Below are 22,713 nucleotides of genomic sequence, written 5' to 3' on the forward strand. Positions count from 1 at the left end.
AGGTACCCCGTGCGACACCCGCGCAAGCACCGCAGACACCGGGCCGGCATCGCGGCCGCGGCCGCCGTGGCGACGCTGGCCGGTGCCGGCCTGACCACGCTCTCCACCGACACCGCCGAGGCGGCCACCGCGAGACAGGTCGAGGGGCTCGACCGCGGCGTCGTCAGCGTGCACACCGGCAGCGGCAACCTGGTCAGCTGGCGCTGGCTCGCCACCGATCCGAACGACGTGTCGTTCAACGTCTACCGAGGCGATCTGAAGGTCAACTCGTCTCCGGTCACCGGCTCCACGAACTACTACCACGCGGGCGCGCCCAACTCCGCCGACTACCGGGTCCGGGCCGTCGTGAACGGTGTGGAACAGGGCTTCTCCGAGCACGCGATCCAGTTCCGCCCGGGCTACAAGGACGTCCCGGTCTCCGCGCCCGCCGGCGGCACCACCCCGGACGGCGTCGCCTACACCTACGAGGCCAACGACGCCTCCGTCGGCGACCTCGACGGCGACGGCGCCCTGGAGTTCGTGCTCAAGTGGCAGCCCACCAACGCCAAGGACAACTCCCAGTCCGGCTACACCGGCAACACCGTCGTCGACGGCATCGAGCTGGACGGCACCCGCCTGTGGCGCATCGACCTGGGCCGCAACATCCGCTCGGGCGCGCACTACACGCAGTTCCAGGTGTACGACTACGACGGCGACGGCAGGGCCGAGGTCGCCATGAAGACGTCCGACGGCACCAAGGACGGCACGGGCGCGGTCATCGGCAGCTCCTCCGCCGACCACCGCAACTCCAGCGGCTACGTGCTGTCCGGCCCCGAGTACCTGACCATGTTCAACGGCCTGACCGGCAAGGCGATGAGTTCCGTGGACTACGTCCCGGCCCGCGGCACCGTCTCCTCCTGGGGCGACAACTACGGCAACCGCGTGGACCGCTTCCTCGCGGGCACCGCGTACCTGGACGGCGCCCGCCCCTCCCTGATCATGGCGCGCGGCTACTACACGCGCAGCGTCGTCGCGGCCTGGGACTGGCGGAACGGCCAGTTCACCCGCCGCTGGACGTTCGACACCAACTCCTCCACCAACAGCGGAAGGGGTTACGACGGCCAGGGCTCGCACAGCCTCTCCGTCGGCGACGTCGACAACGACGGCAAGGACGAGATCGTGTACGGCTCGATGGCCGTCGACGACAACGGCAACGGCCTGTGGACCACGAGGACCGGCCACGGCGACGCCCAGCACCTCGGGGACCTCGACCCGTCCACCGGCGGTCTGGAGTACTTCAAGGTCTCCGAGTCCACCTCCCAGCCCTCCGAGCTGTACATCGACCCCGCCAACGGCTCCATCCGCTGGAAGCTCGACGCCTGCTGCGACAACGGCCGCGGCGTCGCGGGCGACATCCACGCGGGCAACGACGGCGCCGAGGTGTGGTCCGCCTCCGACACGTACATCCGCGACGAGGCCGGCGCCACCAAGGGCCGCGAGCCGTCCTCGGCGAACTTCCTGGTCTGGTGGGACGGCGACACCACCCGTGAGCTCCTGGACCAGACCCGCATCGACAAGTACGGCACGTCCTCGGACACCCGTCTGCTGACCGGCTCCGGCGTCGCCTCCAACAACGGCACCAAGGCCACCCCGGCCCTCTCCGGCGACATCCTCGGCGACTGGCGCGAGGAGGTCGTCTGGCGGACCAGTGACAACAAGAACCTGCGCATCTACTCGACCCCGCACGAGACCGGCACGAAGATCACCACCCTGCTCCACGACACGATGTACCGCACGGGCATCGCATGGCAGAACACCGCCTACAACCAGCCCCCGCACCCGGGCTTCTTCCTCGGCGACAAGATGCCGACGGCCCCGCGGCCCTCGGTGTACACACCGTGACCCGCTGAGACGACGCACGAAGAGGGCGCGTGCCGTGTGCGGCACGCGCCCTCCTCATGTGTCCCGCGCGGTGTGTCAGTTCACCGCACAGGACCGCTCACCCAGCCGGAAGGCGGCCGGTCTGGCGTTGCTGCCGGTCCAGCTCCCCGTGAAGCCGAAGGCCACCGAGGCGCCGGGCGCGACGTTCGCGTTCCAGGCGACGTTCTTCGCCGTGACCGAGGCACCGGAGCGTGTGTGCTCGGCGTTCCACATCTGTGCGACCGTCTGGCCGTTCGGGAAGGTCCAGTCCAGGGACCAGCCGGACCAGGCACTCGTCCCGGTGTTGGTGAGCCGCACGTCCGCCTGGAATCCGCCCGACCACTGGTTGGTGACCTCGTACGTCACGGCGCAGGCGCCCGTCGGCTCCGGGTCCGGGTCGGGATCCGGGTTGCCACCGCCCGCGTCCGACGTGTCGCCGTAGACGATCCCGCGGCCGTTCGTCGCCACGTACACCCGCCCGTACACCCGCGGGTCGCCCGTGATCGCCGCACCCGTCCAGCCCCACTGGTGGGCGTCGTCGTTGATCCGGGTCCAGGTCGCGCCCTGGTCCGTGGAGCGGAAGATGCCGCGTACGCCGCCGATCTTCGCGCTGGTGTAGAGGGTCTGGTACGAGGCGCCGGGCGCCGCCTTGCCGAAGCCGACCGTGTCCGCCTGCTCGACGTTCGGCAGCTTGCTGAAGCTCGCGCCGCCGTCGGTCGAGTGCCACAGGCCGTACGCGCCGTCCGGGGCCCCGCCCGCCAGCCAGATGTCGCCCTTCGCGCCGGGCAGCGCCTTGAACCGCACGCTGTCGCCGCTCGGCAGCCCGGTCGCGGCCGACGCCGTGAAGGTCGCGCCGCCGTCCGTGCTGACGTAGAACTTCCCCGACTTGAAGCCGTAGAAGGTCCTCGGGTCCACCCGGTCGGACTCCACGATCGCGCCCGCCGGGATGCCGCTCGACGCCGACCAGGAGGTCCCGAAGCCCGTCGTGTGGTGCACGCCCGCGCCGTCCGGGCTCCACACGAAGCGGCCGCCGTCCGCCGCCGCGGCGACCGTGCCGCCGCCGCTCACCCCTGCGGGGTCGGTGCCGGCGAACCAGTGGGCGCCGTTGTCCGTCGAGAACGCGATGTGCGGGCCCGCGTCCAGGTTGCCGACGCGGACCACCGTGTCCGGGTCGCTCTCCGCGTAGTCCAGGCTCGTCGACGACGTGAAGGTGGGCGAGGTGAACATCATCGACGGGACCTTCGTCAGGTCGGTGTGCCGGAAGCCGTCGACGTCGCCGAGCGCGCTGAGCAGCGGGGCGCCCGACGGGGGCGAGACGAGGTCGTTGACCGCCGTCTCCTCCAGGCCCTGCACCATGGGCTCGACGGTGAACTTGCCGCCGCTGTCCCAGTTCTCCAGGTTCTCCGTGCCGTAGATCGTCGCGCCCGTCCCGTACATCATCCGGTTCGAGTCGAACGGGTCGATCTCCAGCGCCTCCGTCATCCAGCCCAGCTTCGGCGTCTGCTCCGGCGGTGACGGGTTCGCGCCCCAGGTCAGCCAGGGCACGGACGAGACGTCCATCGTGTAGCGGTTCTCGCGGGCCGGGTACGACGTGTACTCCCACGCCTGCGTCCAGGTCGCGCCGCTGTCCGTGGAGCGGAAGATCTGCGTGTCCGGCCACCAGGAGCTGTACGCCGTCGCCATCACCGTGCCCGGGTTCTGCCGGTCGACGGTCAGCCCGCTGTAGCCGAAGTAGGTGTCGGCCTCCGCGACGGGGCTGATGTCCGTCCAGGTGCCGGTGGCCGTCGCGTACCGCCACAGCGCGCCCTTGCCGCCGTCGTACGGGCCGCCCTTGTCGCTGTACGCGACGTACAGGTAGCCGTTCTCCGCGTCCAGGACGCCCTTGTGGGGGAGGTACCCGGTGGGCTGGCCGGCGAGACGGGTCCACGTCGCGCCCGCGTCCGTCGAGCGGTACACCGCGTTCTCCTGGTCGGCGACCCCGACGTAGACGGTGCGTGTCGCACTGCCGGAGGTGCCCGTCGACTCGTCGAAGGTGACCCAGGCGATGCCCTGGTTGTCGGCGGCGTACCCGCTGCTGTCGGTCGGGTCCTGCACGTAGTTCCCGGGGTTCGGGAAGCTCGTCACCTGCGACCAGGTGGCGCCGGAGTCCGTCGACCGCCACAGTCCCCTGCCGCTGGGCGCGCCCAGGTACAGCACGCTGTTCCTGTTCGGGTCGATCGCCAGGCGCTCGCCCATGCCGCGCCCCGGCATGTTGCCGCCCAGCTTGAACGGCAGGTCCGCCTTCCGCCAGGTGGCGCCCCGGTCGGCGGACCGGAGCACGGCGCCGTTCCCCGGGTCCCAGTCGTTGGTGTACGTGCCGACCGCCGCGTACACCCGGTCCGGGTCGACGGAGTCGGAGGCGACGCTGACGACGCCCGTGTGCCCCCAGTCGTCCCAGCCGACGTGGTCGAGGAGCGGCGTCCAGGTCTTCGTCGACTGCTGCCAGCGGTAGGCGCCGCCGATGTCGGTGCGGGCGTAGGCGAGGTTCTTCTCGGTGCGGTTGAAGACGATGCCGGGGACGAAGCCGCCGCCGTCGATGCGGGCGTTCTTCCAGGTGTAGGTGTCCGCGGCGAGCGGCACCTGCGCGGGCTCGTCACCGGTGGCGGCCAGGGCGGGCGGGCCGCCCGCGAGCAGGCCGGCCGCCAGCGCGAACACGGCCGTCAGGGTGCGGGTTCTTCGCACGGTGTGGCTGTCCTCTCCGTGGCTGCGGGGGGATGGCGGGGAGGGGATACGGAGGAACGGAGCGCCGGGCGGACCCGATGGGGGCGGGCCCGCCCGGCGTGGTCCCGCCGTCTCGTGGGCGGCGGGACCGGTGTGCGCGGAGCCGTGGCGGGGACTATTCGAGCAGCTCCGCGTACGAACCCATGGCGGTGGCGATGTCCACCTGGGCCCAGAACCGGTGGTACGTGAAGGTGGGCGCGGCGCCGCCCGCCAGATAGGACTCGATCTTCGACCAGGCCGGGTCGTCCTGGTAGAAGGAGCGGATCGACTCGAAGGTGGACGAGGAGTCGATCACGTCGCCGTTGGGCATGGTGCCGGTCCAGCCGCTCGGCACGTACACGGGGTCGTCGAAGCGGTTGTAGTCGGCGCGGGTCTCCGGGACGGAGATGCCGAGGTCGGTGCGGTGGTTCTCCCACATGCCGTCGAGCAGTGCCTTCGCCACCCGGGCCGCCTCGGTGTCACCGGAGCGGTCGGCGTAGTACGTCAGGGTCTTGGCGTACGAGCCGGCCACGCCCACGTCGTTCGTGTAGTCGGCGACGGTGACGTGCAGGCCGCTGTTGGCACCCGGGTTCGCCGCGTTCCAGGTGTCGGGGGCGCCCGACCACTGGAGCGTCGACGGGATGCGGAAGGTGCCGTCCGGGTTCACGGTCGTCTCGGACAGCGCCCAGTCCACCCACTTGTCGAGGACGGCCTTGGCGCCGGCGTTCCCCGACTGCTGGTAGTACTCGGCGACGCGCTCCATGGACCAGGCCTGGAAGCCGAACCACTGGTTGGACGGCGGGTCGTGGTACACGGGCTTCTCGTCGTAGTACATGCCGTGGAAGGTCGGCTTGCCCGCCGGCGGGGTGGCGTACCGGCCCGCCCAGCTGTTGGTCGCGCCGCCCGCGATGGCACCCTCGTCGGACTGGAGCCAGCGGTAGAACTCGATCTGCCGCTCCAGTGACTTCGCCCAGTCCGCCTGCCCGGTCGCCGACTTCGGCTTCAGCGCGGCGTACTGGCTGAGCGCGTACGCCGCGAACGGGTTTTGGTAGCCGCTGTGCGCGTGGCTGGAGCCGATGCGCCAGGCCCAGCCCGCCGAGGTGTCGACGGCGCCGCCCCACGCGTAGTACCAGGAGAGCAGGTAGTGCGAGGAGTCCTTGCCGGTGCCGGCCGGGCAGGTGGTCGGCCCCACGCAGTTGCCGATCTTCTTGAAGTACTTGTCGTACATGGCGTACCGCAGGTAGTCGCCCATCTTGGCCGCCTTGGAGACGGTCCCGGAGACCTCTCCGCCCTTGCCCTGCTGCTTGGCCCACACGTCCGCCCAGTACGCGGCCTGCACGGCGCGCGCGTCGGCGTCGGGCGCGTTGGTGTACTTCCACTGCTTGGCGTAGGACGCGTCACGGGTGAACAGGTCCTGGTAGCCGTTGCGGCCGCCGTACTTGAAGGCGTCGCAGGTCGGATGCGGGATCGTCTCCCACACCGACTCCTGCGGGCCGCGCTGGAAGGTGTTGATGTACGACGGGCCGGTGTCGGACGGGCCCGCCTCGCACTTGCCGGGCGAGTTGCCGTAGCCGTAGACGTTGTCGACGTCCTGCAGCCAGTGCATGCCGTACACGTCGTCCGTGCCGTACGCGCTCCTCAGCTCCGCCGCGATCGGGTCCGGACCGACCGGGACCGCGCCGTCGAGCTGCGACGGGTACTCGTTCGGGGTGTCGTACTCGGACGCGTACGTCGCGGGCTTCGAGGCGTTGTAGGAGGAGTTGGTCGGCTGGTCGGCGTGGGTGGGGATCATGTACTTCTCCATGAGCTCCCACGCGCCGTTGAACCGCGACCAGTCACCCGTCACCTTGCCGTACATGGCCTGGAGCCACAGGAGGTAGCTGTACGCCTCCGAGGTGGTCTCGTGGCCGTGGTCCGGCGCCTCGACGATCAGCGTCTCCACCGAGTGGTAGGGGATGCCCTCGGGGGAGAAGTAGCCGTTCGCCGGGTCGGTGATCTGCCCGTACAGCTCCAGGAACCGGCCGTCGTACTCGCTCTGCGCACCGAGCTGCGTCACGGTCACCGAGGCCTTCGCGTGCCCGGTCGCCGCCGAGTCGAAGACGGCCGTACCGGTGCCGGAGGAGTTCGCGGCGATGGTCACCCGTTGCGCGGTGTTCCAGTTCGACGGGGTGAAGGTGAGGCTCCCGCCGCCGCTGACCGTGAGACCGGTGTTGCCGCTCGCGCGGGTGGTCGTGACCGTCACGTTCGACGCCGGCCGCGTCGAAAGTTTCACCTCGTAGGAGCCCGACTGCCCGCTCTGCACGCCGAGTTGGGACGGCGCGGCGACCACGGCGGGACCCGAGGCGACCGTGATGCCCACCGGCGTGGAGTCACCCGACGCGCCCAGGCTGTCGTACGCCTTCGCCACCAGGGAGTGACTGCCCACGGACAGGTCGGAGACCGAGAGCGAGTACGGCGCGCTCGTGTCCGTGCCCAGCAGCCGGGTGTCGTCGTAGAACTCGACCCGGGTGACACTCGCCCCGTCGGCCGCAGCGGCCGTGGCGGCGAGCGGCACCGCGTCCCCCTGCGTGTAGACGGCGCCCGCGGCCGGGCTGGTCAGCACGGTGACCGGCGGCTGGTGGGCGCCGGTGCACGGGGTGCCGTTGATCGCGAAGTTGGTCGGGGCGGCGTTGGTGCCGCTGTAGGTGAACTGGGCGCCGGTCGTCACGGCCGCGTTCGCCGCGATCGTGCCGTTCCAGGACGCGTTCTTCACGGTCACGGTCCGGCCGGACTGGGCCCAGGTGCCGCTCCAGCCGCTGCTGAGCCGCTGGTTGCCCGTGTAGTCGTAGGTCAGGGTCCAGCCGGAGATCGTCTCCGTGCCCCGGTTGGTGATCGTGAGCTCGGCGGTGAAGCCGGAGCCCCAGTCGTTGGTCTCGTAGTCGACGCCGCACTGGACCGCGGCCGCCTGCGCGGGAGTCGAACCCGTGCCCAGCATGGTCAGGGGCAGTGCGAGGGCCGCCACGACGGCTGTCCACAACCGTCGTGCGGCGGAAGATCTCCGTCTCCGTCCGGTGCGCATGCGCTGGTCCTCCTTGCGGCTCGGAGGGGGGTGGGGGGAGGAGCGACAAGCCTTGAACCAGTGGGAGCGCTCCCATATTGAAGAGGGGGGTGAGGGGGGTCAAGGTTTGCGGTAAGTCGAAAAGATTCGATGGATGCATGCCCGCAGCACCCCTGTTCTTTACCGTCACTTGGCGCTACCTTCGCCTGCACCAGTGGGAGCGATTCCATCAGTCGGCGCGCCTGGCACGGCGCACCCGAACTGCAAGGAGTCGCTCATGCGACACCCCCCGCGTTCAGGTCTTTTACGAGCCGCTGCGCTGACCTGCGCCCATCCCGAGATCGGCACCCACGGCGGTACGTCCACGCCGTTCGGCACCGGGCCGCGCGGGCACCTGCGCGCCCTCGACGGATAAGGAACCCGCACCATGAGCCGTACCAAACCCATGTCCCTGAGCCGTATGAGCCGCGGCCGGCGGAACCGGACCGCGCTGCTCGCCTCGCTGGCCCTGGTCGGCGGAACCGCAGGGACCGCGCTCGCGGCCGTCCCCGCCGACGACGCCGGCACGAGAGCCGTCCCCTGCGCCGTGGACTACAAGGTGCAGAACCAGTGGGACACCGGCTTCACCGTCGCCGTCACGGTCACCAACAACGGCGCCGCGAAGTCGTCGTGGGCCCTGAAGTGGGCCTACGCCGGCAACCAGAAGGTCACCAGCGGCTGGAACGCGCGCCTGAGCCAGAGCGGCACCCAGGTGACGGCCTCCAACGAGACCTACAACGGCACGCTGTCGACCGGGAGTTCGATCAGCTTCGGGTTCAACGGCACCTACAGCGGCACGAACGCCCTCCCGTCCGCCTTCACGCTCGACGGTGTGACCTGCAACGTCGACGACGGCGGCAGCGGCCCGGGCCCCGACCCCGACCCGGACCCGGGGACCGGCGCGAAGGTGAACAACCCGTACTCCGGCGCCAAGGTGTACGTGAACCCCGAGTGGTCCGCGAACGCCGCCGCCGAGCCGGGCGGCAGCCGGATCGCCAACCAGCCCACCGGCGTCTGGCTCGACCGCACCGCGGCCATCAACGGCGCGGGCGGCAAGATGGGCCTGCGCGCCCACCTCGACGAGGCCCTGCGGCAGAAGGGCTCCGGCGAGCTGGTGGTCCAGCTCGTCATCTACAACCTGCCCGGACGCGACTGCTCGGCCCTCGCCTCCAACGGAGAGCTCGGCCCGACGGAGATCGACAAGTACAAGACGCAGTACATCGACCCGATCGCCGCGATCCTCGCCGACTCCAAGTACGCGGGCCTGCGGATCGTCACCACGGTCGAGATCGACTCGCTGCCGAACCTGGTCACCAACGTCACGCCGCGGCCGACCGCCACGCCCAACTGCGACGTGATGAAGGCGAACGGCAACTACCAGAAGGGCGTCGGCTACGCGCTGAACAAGCTCGGCGCGATCGGCAACGTCTACAACTACGTGGACGCCGGTCACCACGGCTGGCTCGGCTGGGACGACAACTTCGCCCCGTCGGCCGCCATGTTCAAGGAGGCCGCCACCACCGAGGGCGCGACCCTCAGCGACGTGCACGGCTTCATCGTCAACACGGCCAACTACAGCGCGTTGAAGGAGGACAACTTCTCCATCAACGACACGGTCAACGGCACCTCCGTGCGCCAGTCGAAGTGGGTGGACTGGAACCGGTACACCGACGAGCTGTCGTACGCCCAGGCCATGCGCAACCAGCTGGTCTCCATCGGCTTCGACAGCAACATCGGCATGCTGATCGACACCTCCCGCAACGGCTGGGGCGGCGCCGCACGGCCCGCCGGCCCGGGCGCCAGGACCAACGTGGACACCTACGTCGACGGCGGCCGCTACGACCGCCGCATCCACCCCGGCAACTGGTGCAACCAGGCGGGCGCCGGTCTCGGCGAGCGACCGAAGGCCGCCCCTGCCGCCGGTATCGACGCGTACGTGTGGATGAAGCCGCCGGGGGAGTCGGACGGGTCCAGCAAGGAGATCCCGAACGACGAGGGCAAGGGCTTCGACCGGATGTGCGACCCGACCTACGAGGGCAACCCGCGCAACAACAACAACATGTCGGGCGCCCTGGCGGACGCCCCGATCTCCGGGCAGTGGTTCTCGGCGCAGTTCCAGGAACTGATGAAGAACGCGTACCCGGCGCTGTGACCGGCCTCGTGTGAGGCCGACGGGCTGACATCCGCCGGGACGGGCATGTGCGTGCCCGTCCCGGCGGACCGTGTCCCTTCCCTGGTGGCACCGCCAATATTTGCCGTACCGGCAACCTTACTTGCTGTTTTCCTGGCGATCGGCGCACTCTTGGCTCCGTGATCGGACGAGAGGCGCACGTCATGGGACAGCATCAGCACGCATCCGCCCGCCCCGGGCACCACGGGCACGGCCCTCACGAGGTCGACTGGGCCGGGATGGTGGCGCACCTGGAGACCGAGGCGGAGCTCTACACGCCGCTGTACGCGCAGGCCGCGGCCTGGCTCGCGGCGCGGCGGCCCGACCCGGGCCTGGTCGTCGACGCGGGCAGCGGCCCCGGTGTCGTGACCGGGGTGCTGGCCGACGCGTTCCCGGACGCGCGGATCGTCGCCGTGGACGGCTCGGGACCCCTGCTGGAGCGGGCCCGCGCGCGTGCCGGGCGCAACGGGTTCGCCGACCGCTTCGGCACCCTGGAGGCCGGCCTGCCGGACGGGCTCGACGACCTCGCGTACCCGGCTGACCTGCTGTGGGCGAGCAGGAGCCTGCACCACATGGGCGACCAGCGGGCGGCCCTCGCCGCCTTCGCCGGGCGGCTCGCCCCCGGCGGCACCCTGGCGGTCCTCGAAGGCGGTCTGCCCGCCCGGTACCTGCCCCGCGACATCGGCATCGGGCGTCCCGGCCTGCAGGAACGCCTGGACGCCGTGCACGCCGAGCGGTTCACCGCCATGCGGGCCGAGCTGCCCGGCGCCGTCGAGGTGGCCGAGGACTATCCGGGCCTGCTCACCGACGTGGGCCTGCGGAACGCCACCAGCCGCACCTTCCTGCTCGACCTGCCCGCACCGCTGCCGGACCGGGCACGGGCGTTCGTCGTCTCCGGCTTCCGGCGGCTGCGGGAGGCCGTCGCGGACTCCCTGGACGCCACCGACCTCGCCACCCTCGACCGGCTCCTGGACCCGGACGACAGGGCGAGCCTGCACCGCCGTCCGGACGTTTTCGTCCTGACGGCCCTCACCCTCCATGTGGCACAGGCGCGCGCGTGAAGCGGTAGGGGCGGACCCGGAGAACGCGTGAACGGCGATATGTCCGGACTGTTGCACAGGTGTCATACAACTGGGTAATCGCGACGATCGAGTAGGTTCGTGGGGTAGCATCGAAATGCGCGGCTAATTCACGGCGGAGGAATCCGAAAAACGGGGGCTCGGAGCTGGCTGTGCCCGCGTGTGACGGATCTTTCGCTCGCGTTCCGGGCGAACCGAAGGATCATCGATGCTGTCCAGGATAAAAGTTCTGCTGGTCGACGACGAGCAGATCGTTCTCGAGGGTTTACGCACCCTTCTCGAAGGTTTCAGCGAATTCAGCGTGGTCGGCACGGCACGCGACGGCGCCTCGGCGCTGCGCCTGATGCGCGCCGGCCGGCCGCAGATCGTCCTCATCGGGCTGCGGCAGCCGGGCATGGGCGGCGTCGCCGTCACCCGCGCCCTGCGACGCGAGTCCGTCCACGTCAGAATCGTCTTCCTCGCCTCCCACCAGCAGCCCGTGTACGTCCGGGAGGCCTTCCAGGCGGGAGCCAACGCCTATCTGTCCCGCACCACCATCAGCGCCACCGAACTCCACGACGCCCTGCTCACCGTCTACCGCGAGGGCGCCGTCTTCTCGCCGGCCATCGCCGGCCACCTCCTCCAGCTCGTCTCCGGACAGGGCGGAGAGGAATTCGACTCCCCGTTCGCCCGGCTCACCGGGCGGGAACGGCAGATCCTCTCGATGGTCGCCGACGACCACGAAACCGGTCACATCGCCACCTCCCTCGGCATCAGCCCGAAGACCGTACGCAATTACCTGAGCCGGATCTACGCCAAGCTGGGTACGCCCGGCCGGGTGCAGACCGCGCTCTACGCGAAGCGCTCCCTCGGATATCACGGAACAGCTCAGTCAGCGGAGTCAATACAGACGGAATGACGGACGGAATGACGGACGGGAGCTGTTCCGGACGGTGCGGGAAACAGCGGCGGAACACCGCTGGGAACCGAGCCGCCGTCCGGTGCGGCCACTGCCCGGACTCCACGCCCGGGGCGTCCGGCGGGGACGGACGGGCAGGGACAGGCCGACGTACCCCACGGCAGGTACTCCCGGAGGTGTCCGGTTCCGTTCCCTAGACCTCCCGCGAGGTGTCCCGGGCGGGCCCCGCGGCCGCGGCCAGCACCGGGCTCAGGGCGTGGGCCGCCCGCCTGCCGTACGTGGTGAGCAGCCGCCGGTACAGCCGGCGGCGGTCCACCGTGTACTCCTGCGGACCCGCCGCGTCCAGCGCCAGCGAGGCCAGCGCGCAGCCGAGGCGTGCCGCGCCGACGGCGTCCACACCGCCCGCGAGGCCCGCCAGGACGCCCGCGCGCAGCGCGTCCCCGGCGCCCGACGGCCCGGTGGGGACGACGTCCGGCACCGCGGGCACCACCACGGGACGCCGGCCGGAACGCTCGACGAGCACCCCCGACGGGCCCAGCGTGGTGAACCGGGTGCCGACGCGCTCCAGCACGCCGAGCGCGCTCCAGCCGGTCACGTCGTGCAGCAGCGCGGCGTCCTCCTCGCCGGTGAACAGCATCCGGGCGCCGTCGACGAGGAACCGCGCGTCCGCCCGGCCCAGTCCGGCGATCCGGCGCCGGGGATCGGCGGCGAACGGGACGCCCCCGGCCCGGCACTCCTCGGTGTGCCGCAGCATCGCCTCCGTGTCGTCCGAGGAGACCAGCACCAGGTCGAGGGTGCCGACCCGCTCGGACACCGAACGCAGCGAGATCGTGCGGGCGGCCTCGCGGGCTCCGGCGTGGAAGGAGCAGATCTCGTGGCCGTCCGCGTCGACCGTCCGCACGGAACGCGCCGTCCGACGGTCCGGCACGACCAGCACGGAGTCCGCGTCGACGCCGTGCCGCTTCAGCCACAGGTGGTACTCGGTGAAGTCGGCGCCCGCCGCGCCCACCAGGACGGGCGAGAGCCCCAGCTGGCCCAGCCCGTACGCGACGTTCGCCCCCGCGCCCGAGTAGCGGACCGTCAGCCGGTCCACCAGGAAGAACAGGGTGGCGGCCGGCAGCCCCTCGGGCACCAGCCGTTCGGTCAGACGGCCCGGGAAGGCCATGAGGTGGTCCGTCGTGATGGAACCGGTGACGGCGATCCGCACGTGTCGCTCCCCCCTGTCGTGCGCAGTGCGCCGACGGGCCGGGCCCGGCCGGAGGTTCTCGCCCCCCGCCGGGCCCGGCCGGTCAGGCGGCCCGGACGGCGCCGGACTCGATGATCCGCCGGATCCCGGCCTGGTTCCTCCGCGTGTGGACCTGCATGCGCTCGACCATGGACTCCAGCGGCACGTCGAAGCCGTCGGCCGGCTCGAAGTCCTGGACCCAGGTCATCTCGGTGCCGCCCGCCACCGCCCGGTAGGACCAGCGCAGGTGCATGTAGCGGAACGGGAAGAGCGGGTCGCGCCGCTCGGCGTACACGACCAGCTCCCGGTGGTCCAGGAGCCGCCAGGAACGCCAGCTGCGGCCCTCGTGGTCGGTCAGCTCGAAGACGATCTCCGTCCAGCGGCCGTCCCGCTCGCGGGTGACGACCTCGGCGGCGCTGTACTCGTCGAAGATCTCCGACCAGCGGTCGATGTCGTTGGTGATGTCGAAGACCTTCCGCGGGTCCTCGGCGATGACGACGCTGTTCTCGATCCTGGGCATCCCGCTCAGCCCTCCCGCACGGACATCAGGCGGTCGGCGCAGGCCACCAGGTCCCCGAAGGTCCGGAAGGCGCCCTCCTCGTCCATGTCGACACGGATGCCGAAGTGCTGCTCCAGGGCGACCACGATCTCGACCAGCTCGGTCGAGTCGATGCCGAGGTCGGCGGCGAGCACGGTGCCGTCGGTCAGCTCGTCGTCACGGAACCCGATCCCCCGCAGTACGGTGACCACTTCCTCGCGGATGTTCATGCCATTCCCCCAGTTCGTCCTTCTCGTTCAGTCCGCCGTCGCCACGGCCACGGCCACGTCGGGCTCGTGGCTGATGCTCAGGCGCAGCCGGGTGAACCCGGCCTGCCGCAGGGCCCGTTCGGCCCGGGCGGACAGATGTGGTACGGGCTCGCCGTGAGCCCCCCGGCGGACCTCGACGTCCTGCCAGCCGAGCCCCTCGCCGTGCGCGCCGAGCGTCTTGCGCACCGCTTCCTTGGCGGCGACGCGGCCCGCCAGGCACTGCAGCCGGTGGCGGCCAGAACGCCCCCGGCACAGCTCCCGTTCCTCCGGTGTCAGCAGCCGCTCGGCCAGTGCGTCCCCCCGCCGGAGCACGGCCGCACGCAGGCGCGTCACCTGCACGATGTCCACGCCGAGGCCGGGAGCCGGGCCCGGGACCCGCGCGGCGGCGCCGGGTGCCGGCAGCTCCGCGGGCGGCGCGGTCAGCGCTTCAGGAGCAGACACGCGTTGACACCTCCCAGGCCGCGCGAGACGACGAGGGTGCTGCGCCAGTCCCCGGCCGGGCGGGCCTCGCCGCGGACGAGGTCCAGGCCGATGCCGGGCACCGGACGGTCGAGGTTGACCGTGGGCGGCACCAGGTCCTCGGGCATGGCGCGCAGGGCGAGGGCCGCGTCGGCGGCCGCGGCGCCGCCCAGCAGGTGGCCGAAGCCCGACTTGGGCGCCGTCACCGGCAGCCGGCCGGCCCCGGCGCCGTACGCCTCGTGCAGCGCGTACCCCTCCGTGACGTCCTCGGAGGGGATGCCGGAACCGTGCGCGAAGACCACGTCGGGTGCCTCGGGGCTGGCCTCGCGCATCGCCCGGGCGAGCACCCGGCCGGTCGGCTCGACCGTGTGGTACGGCATGTACCCGTCCGTGCTGACGCCCCAGCCGGCCAGTTCGCCGAGGATGCGCGCGCCCCGGGCCTCCGCGTGCTCCCGGCGCTCCAGCACCAGGAAGACGGCGCCCTCGGCGAACACGCTGCCGTCGTGACCCGCGTCGAACGGCCGGTACAGCTCGCCGGGACCGAGGGCCCCGCGCTGCTTGGCGGCCAGACCGCTGGTCTCCAGGCACAGCCATCCGTACGGCGACAGCGGGGCCTCCACCCCGCCCGCGAGCACCAGGTCGGCGTGGCCGCGCAGCAGCGCCTGGGCGCCGCCGATCAGCGCGTACGCGCCGCTCGCCCGGTCGGCCGCGAAGGTGCGGGCCGGGCCCCTGATGCCCTGGTCGATGCAGATGTTGCCCTGCGGGGCGGCCGAGAACCAGGCGGTGGCCTGATAGGGGCTGACCGCGCGGATGCCGTCCGTCCAGAGCTTGCGCAGCTCCCGCTCGCCGAACTCCCAGCCGGGCAGGACGTTGCCGACCATGACTCCGGTGCGGTCCGCCGCGACGGTGTCGCCGACCCTCACCTCCGCGTCGGCGAGCGCCTCGCGCGCGGTGTGCACCGCGAGGTGCGTGAACCGGTCGGTGCGCTTGACGAACCGTTCCGGGAGATGGTCGAGCGGGTCGAAGTCCGTCTGTCCCCCGGCCGGGCAGGCGTAGGCGGAGGCGTCGAAGCGGTCGATGGCGGTGATGCGCGTCGCGCCGTCGCGCGCGCTCTCCCAGAGCGCCTCCGGGCCGTTCCCGGCCGGGGTCGTGGCGCCGACGCCGGTGACGACCACGGAGGTCGCTTCGCTGTTCGTCATGCCGCCTCCTCGCGCGGGGACCGCGCCACCATCGCCGCGTGGAGCCCCGCGAACCCGCTGGCGTCCTTGAGGATCGCGCCGCCCTTCCACGGACGGCCGTCGCCCGGCACATAGTCCAGGTCACAACTGGGGTCGGGCGTCTCGTAGTTGGCGGTCGGATGGACGAAGCGCCGCTCGCAGGCGAGGGCGCACAGCACGAGCTCGACGGCGCTCGCCGCGGCCAGCGCGTGGCCGAGCATCGACTTCGCCGAGTTGACGGGGATGTCGTAGGCGTGGTCGCCGAGCGCCAGCTTCAGGGCGCTGGTCTCGCAGGTGTCGTTCTGCGGCGTCGAACTGCCGTGCGAGCTGGCGTGGGTGATGTCCTGGGGCCGCAGTCCCGACCGGCCGACCGCCAGTGTCATGGCGCGGGTCAGGTCCTCGCCGTCGGAGAGCAGGTCGGTCATGTGCGCGGCGTTCGAGGTGTGCGCGAAGCCGTTGATCTCCATGTACACCTTCGCGCCCCGGCGCAGCGCGTGCTCCTTCTCCTCCAGCACCAGCATGCCGCACGCCTCGCCCAGCACGAACCCGTCGCGCCCCGCGTCGTACGGCCGGGAGGCGGCCTCGGGGCGGTCCCGGTGGACCCGGCTGAGACAGTTGATGATCTCGAACGAGGCCACCGTGATCGGGGTGATCGGCGCCTCGCTGGCACCCGCGATCATCACGTCGGCGTCCCCGTACGCGATGGCCTCGAAGGCGTGACCGACCGCGTCGATGCCGCCGATGCAGCCCGTGGACAGCGTCACGCACGGCCCCTGGGCGCCGAGCATCGCCGACAGCAGCGCACCCGGCGTGTTCGCCATCGATGCCAGGTACAGGTCACGGTCCGCCCTGGACGGATCGATCGGCTTGCGGGCCTCGTCGGTCACCGCCAGGAACTCCTCCTCCATCTTGGGAGTCCCGCAGATCGCGGTGGACAGCGAGACGCCGGTGCGCTCCGGTGCGGAGGAGCCGGCCGACAGCCCGGCGTCCTCGACGGCCTGCAGCGCGGCGGCCACGGCGAACTGCACGTAGCGGTCGAGCCGCCGCACCTCCACCGGCAGCGTCGCCGCCTGCTCCTCGAAGCCGGGGACCTCGGCGATCGCGTCGGACAGGAACTCGAAATCCCCGAAGAGCGGCGAACTGGTGATGTCGGTGAGTGATTTGGTGACGCTCTTTCCCGCCGAGACGGTGCGCCAGAGCTGTTCCTTACCTATGCCGGCCGGACTGATGACACCCAGTCCGGTGACGACCACTTCTCGCATTTCTACTGCCTCTCTTGTTTCTCACCCGTGAGGGTGGTCAGAATTCCCCGGGCGACGGTTTCCCCGGGCGTCACTCCTGCCTCCTTCATCAGGGCGCGCAGCGTCGCGGCCCGGGGCAGGCCGCCCTCGGCGGTGTTCACGAACAGGCTGAGGTCGAGCATCGGCCGGTGCAGCGGATCGCCTCCCGGCTCGGGCCGCATGACGTCGGCGACCAGCAGCGTGCCGCCGGTACGCAGCAGCCGGGCGGCCTCCCCGACGAGCCGTACGGTCGCGTCGTGCCCCGCGAAGCGGGCGGCGTGCGCGAGGACGACGGTGTCGAACGAGGCGTCGGCGAAGGCCGCGGACCGGCCGTCACGGGCCGCCCGGAAGATGAACCGCGAGGCCACGCCGAACCGTTCGGCCCGGGCCCGCACGCCCGGCAGCAACTCCTCGTCGTCGTGGGCGACGACCACCGCGTCCGGGTCGGCGGCGGCCAGCGCGATGCCCCACTCGCCGCCGCCGGCGACCAGGTCGAGCACCCGTCCCGCGGGGCGCGGCCCGACCGCGTCGACGACGGCGCACGCAGCGTGCACGGTGACGGGGAAGGCGCCCCCGAAGAACCCGGGACGCGACCCGCGCCGCGGCGCTGCGGAGGGCCGCCGGCCGCCGCGCACGACGTCGGTGAGCGCAGCCCACGCGTCCCACTGGTCGAGCACCTCGGCGAAGTGGCCGCCCAGCCAGCCCGGTGCGTCCTCGACCAGGTGGGCGGCGGCGAGCGCGGTCGGCCGCCGCCCGGTGTCGTCGTCGCCCTCCACCAGGCCCAGCTCGGCCAGGGCGGCGAGGAGCCGGCGCAGCCCCTCGCCGTCGCAGTCCAGATCGTCGGCGAGCCGCCGGGCCGGGCGCGGGGCCCGGGCCAGTTCGGTGAAGAGGCCGAGTTCCAGGGCCGTGCCGAGCACCCTGGCCCGTGCGAAACCGAAGTTGAGGGCGAGCAGCGGTGCCGGACCGGCCGCCGTGGCGGTCACGCGCCCTCCCGCGCTCGCGTGTACTCCGGCCGCCGCGGACACGTGCCCTGCGGGACGAGGACGGCGTGGACGGAACCGTCCGCTCCGTCCGGGGTGTCGACGACTGTCCGGCGGAGTATTTCCCCGGCCCCCGGCTCGCGGACGGTTCCGGCCCTCACATCGTTCCTGTGCACCCGCTTCATGAGCAGCCTCTCGCAGGATTTCCCGGTCGTCCGAGTACGACCGATGCGTGCGAATCTAGGCGAGAGGTAGGGACCATTTCGATGGGCACCGGTCACCGGAAGAACGGGGAATACGCCCGGCCGTGACCGGGACGTCCGCCCAGTCCGCCGGGACACCTGCCCAGGGGAGTGACCCGGGACACGGGACCGGACAGGTGCCCGGAAAGCGCGTTTCGCCCTGGTCGGTACCGCCGGGCGGCCGCACACACGACGGTGCCGCCGCCCGGCGAATGCGGGCGGCGGCACCGTCGTACAGGGTGTGACGCTCCCGCCGGGGGCGTCACGGGGCCCGGAGGCCGGAGATCACTCGTTGACGTCGGCCGGGTTCGGGCCGATGCGGCGGTCCTCGTTCAGGGCGCTGATCGCGGCCATGTCCTCGTCGTCCAGGGAGAAGCCGAACACGTCGATGTTCTCCTTGATGCGCGACGGGGTGACCGACTTCGGGATCACCACGTTGCCGGTCTGGAGGTGCCAGCGCAGGACGACCTGCGCCGGGCTGACGCCGTGCTTCTGCGCGATGGCGACGATCGCCGGGACCTCCAGCAGACCCTTGCCCTGGCCGAGCGGCGACCAGGCCTCGGTGGCGATGCCCTTCTCCGCGTGGTACTCGCGCAGCGCGCGCTGCTGCAGGTGCGGGTGCAGCTCGATCTGGTTGACCGCGGGGACCACGGAGGTCTCCCCGGCCAGCCGCTCAAGGTGCTCCGGCAGGAAGTTCGAGACGCCGATGGCCCGGGCGCGGCCGTCCGCGTACAGCTTCTCGAGCGCCTTGTACGTGTCGATGTACTTGTCCTTGGCGGGAACCGGCCAGTGGATCAGGTACAGGTCCACGAACTCCAGGCCGAGCTTGTCCAGCGACGCGTCGAAGGCGCGCAGCGTGGAGTCGTAGCCCTGCTCGGAGTTCCAGAGCTTCGTGGTGACGAAGAGCTCCTCACGGGCTATGCCGGAGGCGGCGATCGCCTTGCCGGTGCCCTCCTCGTTGCCGTAGATCGCGGCTGTGTCGATGCTGCGGTACCCGTTCTCCAACGCGGTGGCGACAGCCTTCTCCGCCTCGTCGTCGGGCACCTGCCAGACGCCGAAGCCCAGCTGGGGCATCTCGACGCCGTTGTTCAGGATGATCGGGGGGACCTTGCTGCTCACGAGCTCTCGATCCTTCGGTCGGTCGGGTGGTACTCACCGGATCAACAATCACGGCTTACGCCGCATTCCTCACCGGTGAGCAGGGCTTCCGAAACGTGAATTGACTTCCGCATCGTAGATTGACCGGAAACGCGCACCTCACACGTACTGTTCGCGCCGCGCGCCGGGGATGCGGCCCCCGGGCCGCGGGCCCTCAGCCGGCCCGCCCCCGCTGCAGCCGGTCCCCGGCGGTCAGGATCGCCCCCGCCAGCGCGTCCGCGGGCCCCTGCGCGGAGGGCCGCCGCCTGCCGTGGACGAGGGCGAAGTCCACCTCGCCCAGCTCGGGCAGGCCCGCCCGGTCGGGCACGCGCGCCAGGCCCGGGGGCACCAGCCCGCGGGCGTGCGCCATCACCCCGAGGCCGGCCCGGGCCGCCGCGACCAGCCCGCTCAGGCTGCCGCTCGTGCACGCCACGCGCCAGGGACGGCCCGCGCGCTCCAGCGCCTCGAAGGCCCGCGCGCGCGTGACCCCCGGCGCCGGATAGACGATCAGCGGCACCGGACGGCCGGGGTCCAGACGCAGCCGCTCCGCGCCGATCCACACCAGCCGGTCGCGCCAGACCAGCTCCCCGCGCGGGCCCTCGGGGCGCCGTTTCGCCAGCACCAGGTCGAGCCTGCCCGCGGCCAGCATCTCGTGCAGCGTCCCCGACAGCTCCACCGTCAGCTCCAGGTCCACCTCGGGATGGTCGCTGCGGAAACGCTCCAGGATCTCCGGGAGCCGGGTCAGCACGAAGTCCTCCGAGGCGCCGAACCGCAGCCGGCCGCGCAGCCGGGTACCCGTGAAGAACGCCGTCGCCTGCTCGTGCACCTCCAGAAGCCGGCGCGCGAAGCCGAGCATCGCCTCACCGTCCTCCGTCAGCTCCACCGAGTGGGTGTCCCGGGAGAAGAGCTGCCGCCCGGCGGCCTCCTCCAGGCGCCGCACGTGCTGGCTGACCGTGGACTGCCGCAGCCCGAGCCGCCGCGCGGCCTGCGTGAAGCTCAGCGTCTGGGCGACCGCCAGGAAGGTGCGCAGCTGGGAGGGGTCGTACATGCATCCAGGCTAACCGGTCATCGCGATCCGTGATGACAGTCAGAGCCGTGTACGGGATTCCCGATCAAGGCGAACAGGAGGACGATGGAGAGGGCACGACCCGTGCCCCGGAGTGCCGGACCGGGCGAACCGAGCCGCACCGTACCGAGCCGGACCGGACCGGACCGAACCGAGCAAGTGGAGCACCGTGAAGCGCCTGCAGTGGCCGAGTTGGATGCCGATCGACCCGTACATCCTGCTGTTGCTCGGGACGGTGGGCCTCGCCGCCCTCCTCCCGGCGCGGGGCACGGCCGCCGACGTCGCCTCCGGGGCGTCCACGGCCGCGATCGCTTTCCTGTTCTTCCTCTACGGGGCCCGGCTCTCCACCCGGGAGGCGCTCGACGGGCTCCGGCACTGGCGGCTCCACGTCACCGTCCTCGCCTGCACCTTCGTCGTCTTCCCGCTGCTGGGCCTCGCCGCGCGCGGGCTGGAGCCGGTGCTGCTGACCCACTCCCTGTACACCGGGCTGCTCTTCTGCACCCTCGTGCCGTCGACCATCCAGTCGTCGATCGCCTTCACCTCCATCGCGCGCGGCAACGTACCCGCCGCCATCTGTGCGGGCTCCTTCTCCTCCCTGGCCGGCATAGTGCTCACCCCGCTGCTCGCGGCGGCCCTGCTGGGCGGCAGCGCGGGCGGGTTCTCCGCCGACTCGCTCGTGGAGATCGTGCTGCAGCTGCTGGTGCCGTTCGTCGCGGGGCAGGTCACGCGGCGCTGGATCGGCGGCTTCGTCGTCCGGCACAAGAAGGCGCTCGGGCTCGTCGACCGCGGCTCGATCCTCCTCGTCGTCTATGTCGCGTTCAGCGAGGGCATGGTGCGCGGCATCTGGTCGCAGGTCAGCCCCGTACAGCTGGCCGGCCTGCTCGCGGTGGAGGCGGTGCTGCTCGCCGTGATGCTCGCGATCACCTGGTACGGCGGGAAGGCGCTGCGGTTCGGCCGGGCGGACCGGATCGCCCTCCAGTTCGCCGGGTCGAAGAAGTCCCTCGCCGCCGGGCTCCCCATGGCGAGCGTGCTGTTCGGCGCGGAGGCCTCGCTGGCCGTGCTGCCGCTGATGCTGTTCCACCAGATGCAGCTCATGGTGTGCGCGGTGATCGCCAAGCGCCGCTCCCGCGACCCGCTGGAGCCGGACGAGGTCACCCGGGAGCGAGACGCAGCGACACGAACCGCGGTCGGTACAGGGACACGTTCCGACTGAGGTGGTGCTGGGCCGCCGCCGCGTCCGCGTCCAGCCGGTTCACGTCGTAGCTCAGGACCAGCCCGCCGGCCGCACCGCCCCCGCCGCCGAGCGCCTCGTGGGCCTGCGGGTTGTACGCCGCCGTGCCGTCCCCGGGCAGCGGTGGCGTGAAGCCTGCCGCCGGCCCGTGCCAGGGGCCGGTGGGGGAGCAGGACCAGTACGAGGTCACGGTGGTCAGGCCCGCGGCGCCCGCGGCCATCGTGAACAGCACATGGGTCGGCCCGTCGCGGACGACCGTGAACGCGCTGCCCACCCCGGTGCGCCGGCCGTCCCCGAGCACCGGCGCCGGCCGGCCGCGCACCGTCCACCGCGCTCCGTCCCAGTACTCCCACGCACCCGCCGCGCCGAGCCGGCCGCGCGGCACCCGTGCCACGTACGCCTCGGAGACCGGACGGGAGGCGGCCTGCGCGTCGTTCCCGCCGAACACGTAAGCCCACTCACCCGCGTCGACCGCCGTCGTACCGAACAGCACCCGCCGCGCCGGATCGCGCACCGACCGCTGGTCCAGCACCGTCGTGACGCCCTCCGGGCGCAGGTCCGGCAGCGAGAGCGTGGCGACCTCGGTGGCGACCGGCACCCCGTATATCCACGGCGCCCCGCCCTGCGCACGCCGCCACAGCAGCACCCGCACGACCTGCTCGGCGGAGCCCGGCGACCGCGCCTCGACCCGGGCCGCGACCGGCCAGCGCCACTGCCCCGGTGCCGGGTCGGGGAAGAGGGGAGCGGGCAGTGTGGACAGCAGCCGGCCCGACCCCGACATCAGCACGGCCGAGTTGCGCACCAGCGGCGTCGCGGTGTCCCGCCAGGCCACGGACTCGCCGGCCGGGTTGGGCGGCGCGTGCACCCGGCCCAGGAAAGTGTCCGAGAACAGCCACAGCACCCGCCCGTCCGGCAGCCGCACCGAGTGCGTGCCGTCCCCTCCGGTCCAGTCGTCCGTGCGGGTGCCGTCGTCGCCGTACCGCGCGAACTCGTCCGTCAGCGCGCTGTGCTCGGCCCACGACCGCACCGTACGGGGCGCGCAACGGCCGCCGCCCTCCCGGTCGTCCGGGAGGGCGGTGAGCAGCACGGCCGCGAGGACCAGGGCGAGCGCGAAGCCCAGCCCGACCCCCGCGCGCCGTCGTGCGCGCAAGCCGTCGCGCGTACCTATGTCACCGGGCGTACCTATGTCGTCGGGCACGGACGGGACG

General features: G+C 71.9%; 17 protein-coding genes. 5 read left to right on the plus strand and 12 right to left on the minus strand.

What is annotated here, in order from left to right; all coding sequences use genetic code 11:
• Positions 1 to 9 precede the first annotated feature (9 nt).
• Entirely contained in the window at positions 10 to 1,881 is a 1,872-nt protein-coding gene (locus IEZ04_RS07930; protein WP_189215965.1) for a rhamnogalacturonan lyase, read from the plus strand.
• Positions 1,882 to 1,956: 75 nt separating this feature from the next.
• On the opposite strand, the gene IEZ04_RS07935 is transcribed toward IEZ04_RS07930, so the two are convergent.
• Positions 1,957 to 4,620, minus strand: a complete 2,664-nt coding sequence (locus tag IEZ04_RS07935) for a cellulose binding domain-containing protein (protein WP_189215966.1) — start codon at positions 4,618 to 4,620, stop codon at positions 1,957 to 1,959.
• Between the two features lie 154 nt (positions 4,621 to 4,774).
• Positions 4,775 to 7,696, minus strand: a complete 2,922-nt coding sequence (locus IEZ04_RS07940; protein ID WP_189215967.1) for a glycoside hydrolase family 48 protein — start codon at positions 7,694 to 7,696, stop codon at positions 4,775 to 4,777.
• A 439-nt stretch (positions 7,697 to 8,135) separates the two neighbouring features.
• Between IEZ04_RS07940 and IEZ04_RS07945 the strand changes: the two genes are divergently transcribed.
• From IEZ04_RS07945 to IEZ04_RS07955, 3 genes are all read left to right on the plus strand, one after another.
• Positions 8,136 to 9,866, plus strand: coding sequence for a glycoside hydrolase family 6 protein (locus IEZ04_RS07945; protein ID WP_189216056.1), 1,731 nt, complete (start codon positions 8,136 to 8,138; stop codon positions 9,864 to 9,866).
• Between the two features lie 182 nt (positions 9,867 to 10,048).
• The gene (locus IEZ04_RS07950) at positions 10,049 to 10,945 is read left to right on the plus strand and encodes a class I SAM-dependent methyltransferase (RefSeq protein WP_189215968.1); all 897 of its coding nucleotides are present in this window, start codon (positions 10,049 to 10,051) and stop codon (positions 10,943 to 10,945) included.
• A 226-nt stretch (positions 10,946 to 11,171) separates the two neighbouring features.
• Entirely contained in the window at positions 11,172 to 11,861 is a 690-nt protein-coding gene (locus tag IEZ04_RS07955; protein WP_189215969.1) for a response regulator transcription factor, read from the plus strand.
• A 193-nt stretch (positions 11,862 to 12,054) separates the two neighbouring features.
• On the opposite strand, the gene IEZ04_RS07960 is transcribed toward IEZ04_RS07955, so the two are convergent.
• The 9 genes from IEZ04_RS07960 to IEZ04_RS08000 form a co-directional block, all read right to left on the minus strand.
• Complete coding sequence (locus IEZ04_RS07960) at positions 12,055 to 13,068, minus strand: PfkB family carbohydrate kinase (protein ID WP_189215970.1); 1,014 nt, start codon at positions 13,066 to 13,068, stop codon at positions 12,055 to 12,057.
• An 82-nt stretch (positions 13,069 to 13,150) separates the two neighbouring features.
• Entirely contained in the window at positions 13,151 to 13,606 is a 456-nt protein-coding gene (locus IEZ04_RS07965) for an SRPBCC family protein (RefSeq protein ID WP_189215971.1), read from the minus strand.
• Between the two features lie 5 nt (positions 13,607 to 13,611).
• A complete protein-coding gene (locus IEZ04_RS07970) occupies positions 13,612 to 13,854 on the minus strand; it encodes an acyl carrier protein (protein ID WP_189215972.1) in 243 nt (80 codons plus the stop codon).
• Between the two features lie 27 nt (positions 13,855 to 13,881).
• A complete protein-coding gene (gene acpS / locus IEZ04_RS07975; RefSeq protein WP_189215973.1) occupies positions 13,882 to 14,334 on the minus strand; it encodes a holo-ACP synthase in 453 nt (150 codons plus the stop codon).
• The gene (locus IEZ04_RS07980; protein ID WP_189215974.1) at positions 14,313 to 15,551 is read right to left on the minus strand and encodes a beta-ketoacyl-[acyl-carrier-protein] synthase family protein; all 1,239 of its coding nucleotides are present in this window, start codon (positions 15,549 to 15,551) and stop codon (positions 14,313 to 14,315) included. Before IEZ04_RS07980 ends, acpS begins: the two co-directional genes overlap by 22 nt.
• The gene (locus IEZ04_RS07985; protein WP_189215975.1) at positions 15,548 to 16,831 is read right to left on the minus strand and encodes a beta-ketoacyl-[acyl-carrier-protein] synthase family protein; all 1,284 of its coding nucleotides are present in this window, start codon (positions 16,829 to 16,831) and stop codon (positions 15,548 to 15,550) included. Before IEZ04_RS07985 ends, IEZ04_RS07980 begins: the two co-directional genes overlap by 4 nt.
• A gap of 2 nt (positions 16,832 to 16,833) precedes the next feature.
• On the minus strand, positions 16,834 to 17,832 hold the full coding sequence (locus IEZ04_RS07990; RefSeq protein ID WP_189215976.1) for a class I SAM-dependent methyltransferase: 999 nt from the start codon (positions 17,830 to 17,832) through the stop codon (positions 16,834 to 16,836).
• Between the two features lie 524 nt (positions 17,833 to 18,356).
• The gene (locus IEZ04_RS07995; RefSeq protein ID WP_308429785.1) at positions 18,357 to 19,190 is read right to left on the minus strand and encodes an aldo/keto reductase; all 834 of its coding nucleotides are present in this window, start codon (positions 19,188 to 19,190) and stop codon (positions 18,357 to 18,359) included.
• Between the two features lie 193 nt (positions 19,191 to 19,383).
• Complete coding sequence (locus tag IEZ04_RS08000) at positions 19,384 to 20,256, minus strand: LysR substrate-binding domain-containing protein (protein ID WP_189215977.1); 873 nt, start codon at positions 20,254 to 20,256, stop codon at positions 19,384 to 19,386.
• Between the two features lie 187 nt (positions 20,257 to 20,443).
• On the opposite strand from IEZ04_RS08000, the gene IEZ04_RS08005 reads away from it, so the two are divergent.
• A complete protein-coding gene (locus tag IEZ04_RS08005) occupies positions 20,444 to 21,487 on the plus strand; it encodes a bile acid:sodium symporter family protein (protein ID WP_189215978.1) in 1,044 nt (347 codons plus the stop codon).
• On the opposite strand, the gene IEZ04_RS08010 is transcribed toward IEZ04_RS08005, so the two are convergent.
• Positions 21,426 to 22,703 (minus strand): DUF5005 domain-containing protein, encoded by a 1,278-nt coding sequence (locus IEZ04_RS08010; protein WP_229820884.1) that lies wholly within the window; start codon positions 22,701 to 22,703, stop codon positions 21,426 to 21,428. The genes IEZ04_RS08005 and IEZ04_RS08010 overlap by 62 nt on opposite strands.
• Positions 22,704 to 22,713: the final 10 nt, after the last annotated feature.

The organism is Streptomyces ruber (genome assembly GCF_014648075.1).
In the GTDB taxonomy this organism is placed as follows: Bacteria; Actinomycetota; Actinomycetes; order Streptomycetales; family Streptomycetaceae; genus Streptomyces; species Streptomyces ruber.

What these genes read in the sequence shown, in the direction of transcription:
- IEZ04_RS07950 (WP_189215968.1), top strand. Translation starts at nt 10,049, where the DNA reads ATGGGACAGCATCAGCACGCATCCGCCCGCCCCGGGCACCACGGGCAC.
- IEZ04_RS07940 (WP_189215967.1), bottom strand. Translation starts at nt 7,696, where the DNA reads ATGCGCACCGGACGGAGACGGAGATCTTCCGCCGCACGACGGTTGTGG.
- IEZ04_RS07945 (WP_189216056.1), top strand. Translation starts at nt 8,136, where the DNA reads ATGAGCCGCGGCCGGCGGAACCGGACCGCGCTGCTCGCCTCGCTGGCC.
- IEZ04_RS07965 (WP_189215971.1), bottom strand. Translation starts at nt 13,606, where the DNA reads ATGCCCAGGATCGAGAACAGCGTCGTCATCGCCGAGGACCCGCGGAAG.
- IEZ04_RS07955 (WP_189215969.1), top strand. Translation starts at nt 11,172, where the DNA reads ATGCTGTCCAGGATAAAAGTTCTGCTGGTCGACGACGAGCAGATCGTT.
- IEZ04_RS07980 (WP_189215974.1), bottom strand. Translation starts at nt 15,551, where the DNA reads ATGACGAACAGCGAAGCGACCTCCGTGGTCGTCACCGGCGTCGGCGCC.
- IEZ04_RS07985 (WP_189215975.1), bottom strand. Translation starts at nt 16,831, where the DNA reads ATGCGAGAAGTGGTCGTCACCGGACTGGGTGTCATCAGTCCGGCCGGC.
- IEZ04_RS08000 (WP_189215977.1), bottom strand. Translation starts at nt 20,256, where the DNA reads ATGTACGACCCCTCCCAGCTGCGCACCTTCCTGGCGGTCGCCCAGACG.
- IEZ04_RS07970 (WP_189215972.1), bottom strand. Translation starts at nt 13,854, where the DNA reads ATGAACATCCGCGAGGAAGTGGTCACCGTACTGCGGGGGATCGGGTTC.